Here is a 6253-nt window from a genome sequence, read left to right on the forward strand (position 1 = left end):
AGCCCCCACCCCGGACGCTCTCTCACTTCCTGCAGCTTTTCCGGGAACCCTCTCGCAGTACCTGCGGGTTTTCGAGGGACGCTCCTGCAATGTACGACGCCGGCACTCACCGTGAGTGCCGGCGTCGTGCGTTGTGAGCTCCAGCACTTTGTGTCCGTATCGGGGCTCTGTGTTTTGAAGTTAGCCTCACCTTACTTATAGAGTTCAGGGACATTAGCGAACAAACTTGTGACGTAATAGCGGAGTGGAGATCCTGGCATGAAGAAGAAGCTGTCGAGCTACTTGGGGGCACTAACGGCGGGAGCAGCGCTTCTGACCATGACCGCCTGCGGGGGCGGCGCCGTCGCGTCCTCCTCAGACGAAGCCGCCACCATCACGGTGGAGCACGCGCAGGGCAGCACGGCGAATGTGCCGGTCAACCCGGAGAAGGTCTTCACCTTCGACCTCGGCGTCCTGGACACCCTGGACGCCCTCGGCGTGGAGCCCGCCGGCGTTCCCGAGGCCAGCTACCCGGAATCGCTCGCGAAGTACGCGGACGCCACATACGAGAAGATCGGCTCGCTGAAGGAGCCCGACTTTGAAGCCGTCAGCGCCGGCGCGCCGGACCTCATCATCATCTCCGGCCGCACCGCCGGCGCGTACGAGGAACTGAGCAAGATCGCCCCCACCATCGACCTGTCCGTCGATGCAGCCAACCCGATGGAAAGCTTCAAGGCCCAGACGCAGAAGCTGGGCACCATTTTCGCCAAGGAAGCCGATGTCAACGCGAAGCTGGCCAGCGTGGATTCCACCATCGCTGAAACCCGGGCCAAGGCCGCCAACGCAGGCAAGGGCCTTATTGTCCTGACGTCCGGCGGCGAAGTGACCGCCTACGGCGCCGGGTCCCGCTTCGGCATCATCCACGACGTCCTGGGCGTTCCCACCGCAGCAGACGTGAAGTCCGAAGGCAGCCACGGCGAGGCCGTCTCCTTCGAATACATCAAGCAGGTCAACCCGGACCTCCTGTACGTGATCAACCGCGACACCGCCATCGGAACCGAAGCTGCAGCCAGCCCGGTCCTGGACAACGAACTGGTGCAGTCCACCAATGCGGCCAGGAACAACAAGGTCATCAACCTGGACCCGGCCGCCTGGTACATCGTGGGCTACGGCCTGAACAACGTCCAGGCAATGGTCAACGCCGTCGCCGATTCGGTGGCCTGAGCCCTTCCTGACCGTCCCTGACTGAGCTTCGAAAGTGACCGCCACGGCCCTGCGCACCACCGCGCCGGTAAGCCGCAGCCGGACCCGCGAATTCGCGGGACTGGCTGCGGCCGCCGCCGTTGTGCTGGCATTGGCCGCCGGGAGTATGTTCGTGGGCGTCAGCGACGTGTCGTTGCCCGCGCTGCTGGCTGGTGACCAGGCCGCCGTCGAAATCTTCTGGATTTCCCGCGTACCCCGTACCCTCGCCGTGGTCCTCGCCGGGATGGCGGTGGCCGTGGCGGGCCTGATCATGCAGCTGATGGCCCGGAACCGTTTTGTGGAACCGTCCACGGTGGGAACCGTGGAATCGGCCACCCTGGGAATCCTGGTGGTCACCGTCTTTATCCCGACGGCGCCCATCCTCCTCCGCATGGGCGTGGCCAGTTTTTTCGCCATCCTGGGCACCGCCCTGTTCCTGAGCATCCTGCGGCGCCTGCCCGCGCGCAACACCCTCCTCATCCCGCTGGTGGGCATCATGCTGGGCGGAGTCATCGCAGCCATCACCACCTTCTTCGCCTACCGGTACGACCTGCTCCAGACCCTGAGCAACTGGATGATCGGTGACTTCTCCGGCGTGCTCCGCGGGCGCTATGAACTGCTCTGGATCGTGGCGGTGCTCATACTGGTGGGCCTGCTCGCCGCCGACCGGTTCACCGTGGCCGGGATGGGCGAGGACTTCACCACCAACCTCGGCCTCAACTACGCCCGGACCATGCGCCTGGGCCTGGTGATCGTCTCGCTGATCTCCGCCGTGGTGGTCACCACAGTGGGCGCCGTGCCGTTCCTCGGACTGGTGGTACCCAACATCGTCTCCCTCCTGTTCGGCGACAACCTCCGCCGGGCCGTTCCCTGGACTGCCCTGTTCGGCGCCGGATTTGTGCTTATCTGCGACGTGATCGGCCGGACCATCCGCTATCCATACGAGGTACCCGTGGGCATGGTGATGGCCGTGGTGGGGGCCATCCTGTTCCTCATCCTGATCCTGAGGAAACGCAATGGCTGAGACCCTCCTCCAGCAGAAAAACACCACGCACGGCGCGGGTACAAAACTCATAGCCTCCGTCCGGAACGCTTCGCCCCGGCTGGTCATCGGCACCCTGCTCGCCTGCACCATCGCCGCCGTCGCCTTCTTCCTGTTCAGCGACCTCAAAGGCAACGTGGGCTACGTCCTCCCGCGGCGCGCCCTGAAGGTTGCGGCCATGCTGCTCGTGGCGGTGGCCGTGGGCGTCTCCACCCTGCTCTTCCAGACCGTCACGGCCAACCGGATCCTCACGCCATCCATCATGGGCTTCGATTCGCTCTACATCCTGGTGCAGACTGCGCTCGCATACACCGTGGGGGCGGCAGCCGTCAGCGCCGCGCCGCCCACGCTGATGTTCGGCGTCGAAGTGGTCCTCATGGTTGCCTTCAGTGCGCTGCTGTACCGCTGGATGTTCACCGGGGCCACCCGTTCCCTGCACCTGCTGCTGCTCGTGGGAATCATCCTGGGCAGCCTGTTCCGGGGCTTCTCGTCCCTGCTGCAGCGGCTCATGGAGCCGAGCGAATTCATCATCCTGCAGGACCTCTTCTTCGCGAGTTTCAACAACGTGGATCCTGCCCTGCTGGCCGTGTCCGCCGTCGTTATCTCCGCCGTGTGTGTGGCCGTCTGGCGGGCCCGGAGCACGCTGGATGTCCTCGCCCTGGGCCGGGAACTGGCCATCAATGTGGGTGTGGACCACCGCCGGGTGGTCATGTGGATCCTGCTGGCCTGTTCGCTGCTGGTGGCCGTGTCCACCGCGCTGGTGGGGCCCGTGACGTTCTTTGGCCTGCTGGTGGTCAGCCTCGGCTACCAGGTCTGCCGGGGCTTCAACCACGCCCGGCTGCTCCCGATTGTGGTGCTGATCGGGGCCGTGGCCCTGGTGGGTGGCCAGCTGATCCTGGAGCGCGTCTTCGGCTTCGCAACCGCCCTGAGCGTGGTCATCGAGTTCGCCGGCGGCATCCTGTTCCTCTACCTCCTGCTGAAAGGCTCGCTCAAGTGATCGACGTGCGGAACGTGTCCAAGAGCTACGGCGGCCAGGCAGTCCTGGACGACGTGAGCTGCGTGATTCCCCGCGGCGGGATCACCTCGATCATCGGACCCAACGGCGCCGGCAAGTCCACGCTGTTGTCCCTGATCAGCCGGCTGCAACCGTTGGAGAGCGGGGCCGTGTCCGTTGGCGGACTCGACGTCGCGGGAACCCCCGGCCGGGACCTCGCGCGGACCATGGCCATCCTCCGCCAGGAGAACCACCTGACCATGCGGCTCACCGTCCGCGACCTCGTGGCCTTCGGCCGGTTCCCGCACTCAGGCGGCCGCCCCACCGTTGAGGACAAGGCCGTCGTGGAGGAATCCATCGGGCACCTGGACCTCGGCTCCATGGCGGACAAGTTTGTGGACGAACTCTCCGGCGGGCAGCGGCAGCGGGCCTACATCGCCATGGTCCTGGCGCAGGACACCGAATACCTGCTCCTGGACGAGCCGCTGAACAACCTGGACATGAAGCATTCGGTGGAGATGATGCGGCTGCTGCGCCGGCTTGCCGACGAGCTGGGCAAGACCATCGTCCTGGTGGTCCACGACATCAATTTCGCGTCCTGCTACTCGGACACCATCCTGGCGATGAAGAACGGGCGCCTGGTGCATCAGGGGAGCCCGGCGGACATCATGCAGTCCGCCATGCTGCACGACGTCTACGACATCGATATCCGCATCGAGGAGATCGACGGCAACCGCATCGGCGTTTACTTCGCCTGACCCGCTGCCAGCACTGCCTACCGACGCTCTCTCACTTAATGCGGGTTTTTGGGCAACGCTCACTCACTTCATGCAGTTTTGCGGCAACGCTCTCGCGCAACGCACGACGCCGGCACCCGCGGCGAGTGCCGGCGTCGGCTGTGGAATGCTTGTGCGGTGACCCGGAACCCAGATGCCCCGCTCCCTTTGCTGACTGCCGACGTCGACGGCGGGACGTTCCGGCTCCGCCCCGCCGTACGTGCCGATCTGCCCGCCCTGGTGCAGCTGCTTGCGGACGACTCGATGGGCGCCGCGCGGGAAAACGTGGGGGACATGGAGCCTTACGAGCGGGCTTTTGCCGCGATCGACGGCGACCCGTCCCACCTGCTTGTTGTGGGGGAGTTGGTGCCGCACGGGGCAGAGAACGGTTCGGTGGTTGCGACGTTCCAGCTGAGCTTCCTGCCCGGCATCTCGCGGCAGGGGTCGTGGCGTTCGCAGCTTGAAGGCGTACGTGTGGCGGGGAGTCTTCGTGGCCAGGGGATCGGCAAGGTGATGGTCCAGTGGGCCATCGAGGAGTCCAGACGCCGTGGCTGTTCCATGATGCAGTTGACCACCCACAAAACCCGGACGGCGGCGCACCGGTTCTACGAGCGCCTTGGCTTCGACTCCAGCCACGAGGGCATGAAGCTCACACTCTAGGTGCCAGAGCGTTGCCGGTAAATGCGCAGGAAGTGCAAGAGCGTCGCCGGGAAATGCGCAGGAAGTGCCAGAGCGTTGCCGGGAAATGCGCGGGAAGTGCCAGAGCGTCGGGTCAGGCGGCGGAGCCCTTGCGTTTGCGCACGAACAGGGTCTCGGCCTGCTCCAGCGACATGCCGTTGGTCTCCGGGACCTTGAACATCACGAAGAAGAAGGATGCCGCAGCGAACAGCGCATACATCGCGTAGGTCAGCGGCAGTGACGCGGCGGCCATCACAGGGAAGCTGAGCGTGATGGCAAAGTTGGCCACCCACTGTGCGGCCGCAGCCAGGCCCAGGGCACGGGCACGGATCCGTGACGGGAAGATCTCGCCCAGCAGCACCCACACCAGGGGTCCCCAGGACGCACCGAAGCTGACCACGAAGATGTTGGCCGCCACCAGGGCCACCGGTCCCCACGCGCCCGGCAGGGAGATCTCCGCGCCGGAGCCCACGGCGGAGGAGAACGCCAGGGCCATGGTGCCCAGGGAAACCGCCATGCCGATGGAGCCTGCCAGGAGGATGGGGCGGCGGCCGATCCGGTCTACCAGGGCGATGGCTACGAGGGTCACCAAAATGTTGGTGATGGAGGTGGCCACGGAGATGGTGAGGGAGTCCTTTTCCTGGAAACCAACCGCCTTCCACAGCGTGGTGGAGTAGTAGAAGATCACGTTGATGCCCACGAACTGCTGCAGGACGGAGAGGATGATGCCCACCCAGACCACGGCCTGGAGTCCGAAGGTCTTGCCCCGGAGGGAGCCCTTCTGGCCGGCCAGCTTGTCTTCTTCGATGGCGTCCTGGATCTCGCGGATGTGCCTATCGGTCTCCTCGGACGGAGCGATCGAATCGAAGACCTTCCGGGCCTCGTCTTCCTTGCCCTGGATGACCAGGAAGCGCGGGGATTCAGGCAACGTGTACGCGATCCAGCCGTAAACCACTGCCGGAACCGCCGCGGCGAGGAACATCCAGCGCCAGGCTTCGATCCCGAGCCAGAACGCCTGGTCCGCACCGCCGGCGGTGGTGGCAAAAATGGCATCGGACAGGAGCGCGGCGAAGATACCCGTGGTGATGGCAAGTTGCTGCAGCGAGGCGAGCCTGCCGCGGACCTGCCGCGGCGAAATCTCGGAAATGTAGGCCGGGGCGATCACCGATGCGAGGCCGATGCCCAGGCCGCCCACGAGGCGCCAGAAGATCAGGTCCCAGACGCCGAACGCGAAGCCGGTTCCGATGGCGCTGACCAGGAACAGGAGTGCGCCGAGCTTCATGGCAGGGATACGGCCATAGCGGTCGGCCACCTTGCCGGCGAGGAACGCGCCGGCGGCACAGCCCAGCAAAGCGACGGCCACAGCAAAGCCCGTGACGGCCTCGGAGAGCGCGAATTCATCCTTGATGGCATCCACCGCACCGTTGACCACCGAGGAGTCGAAACCGAACAGGAAGCCGCCCACCGCTCCTGCAAGCGCCAGCCAGATCACCCGCTGCGGAACCTTGGCGGTGGTCTGTTCCTGGGCGATGGGCATGGTGC

The 6253-nt window shown here is 65.4% G+C and carries 6 protein-coding genes; 5 read left to right on the plus strand and 1 reads right to left on the minus strand.

Features of this window, described 5'->3' with window-relative positions:
• Positions 1 to 258 precede the first annotated feature (258 nt).
• The 5 genes from DBR22_RS03130 (at position 259) to DBR22_RS03150 (ending at position 4693) form a co-directional block, all read left to right on the plus strand.
• A complete protein-coding gene (locus DBR22_RS03130) occupies positions 259 to 1203 on the plus strand; it encodes a siderophore ABC transporter substrate-binding protein (protein ID WP_108597739.1) in 945 nt (314 codons plus the stop codon).
• 34 nt (positions 1204 to 1237) lie between these two features.
• Entirely contained in the window at positions 1238 to 2245 is a 1008-nt protein-coding gene (locus tag DBR22_RS03135) for an ABC transporter permease (protein ID WP_108597740.1), read from the plus strand.
• Positions 2238 to 3260, plus strand: coding sequence for an iron chelate uptake ABC transporter family permease subunit (locus tag DBR22_RS03140; RefSeq protein ID WP_108597741.1), 1023 nt, complete (start codon positions 2238 to 2240; stop codon positions 3258 to 3260). The genes DBR22_RS03135 and DBR22_RS03140 overlap by 8 nt, the downstream gene beginning before the upstream one ends.
• Complete coding sequence (locus DBR22_RS03145) at positions 3257 to 4015, plus strand: iron ABC transporter ATP-binding protein (protein WP_108597742.1); 759 nt, start codon at positions 3257 to 3259, stop codon at positions 4013 to 4015. Before DBR22_RS03140 ends, DBR22_RS03145 begins: the two co-directional genes overlap by 4 nt.
• Before the next feature lie 156 nt (positions 4016 to 4171).
• Entirely contained in the window at positions 4172 to 4693 is a 522-nt protein-coding gene (locus tag DBR22_RS03150) for a GNAT family N-acetyltransferase (RefSeq protein WP_258229022.1), read from the plus strand.
• 112 nt (positions 4694 to 4805) lie between these two features.
• On the opposite strand, the gene DBR22_RS03155 is transcribed toward DBR22_RS03150, so the two are convergent.
• Positions 4806 to 6248, minus strand: coding sequence for a sugar porter family MFS transporter (locus tag DBR22_RS03155; RefSeq protein WP_108597743.1), 1443 nt, complete (start codon positions 6246 to 6248; stop codon positions 4806 to 4808).
• Positions 6249 to 6253: the final 5 nt, after the last annotated feature.

Source organism: Arthrobacter sp. HMWF013 (assembly GCF_003061105.1).
In the GTDB taxonomy this organism is placed as follows: Bacteria; Actinomycetota; Actinomycetes; order Actinomycetales; family Micrococcaceae; genus Arthrobacter.

Bases quoted from the DNA above. Each gene is read 5' to 3' on its own strand.
- DBR22_RS03130 (WP_108597739.1), top strand. From the start codon at position 259: ATGAAGAAGAAGCTGTCGAGCTACTTGGGGGCACTAACGGCGGGAGCA.
- DBR22_RS03140 (WP_108597741.1), top strand. From the start codon at position 2,238: ATGGCTGAGACCCTCCTCCAGCAGAAAAACACCACGCACGGCGCGGGT.
- DBR22_RS03155 (WP_108597743.1), bottom strand. From the start codon at position 6,248: ATGCCCATCGCCCAGGAACAGACCACCGCCAAGGTTCCGCAGCGGGTG.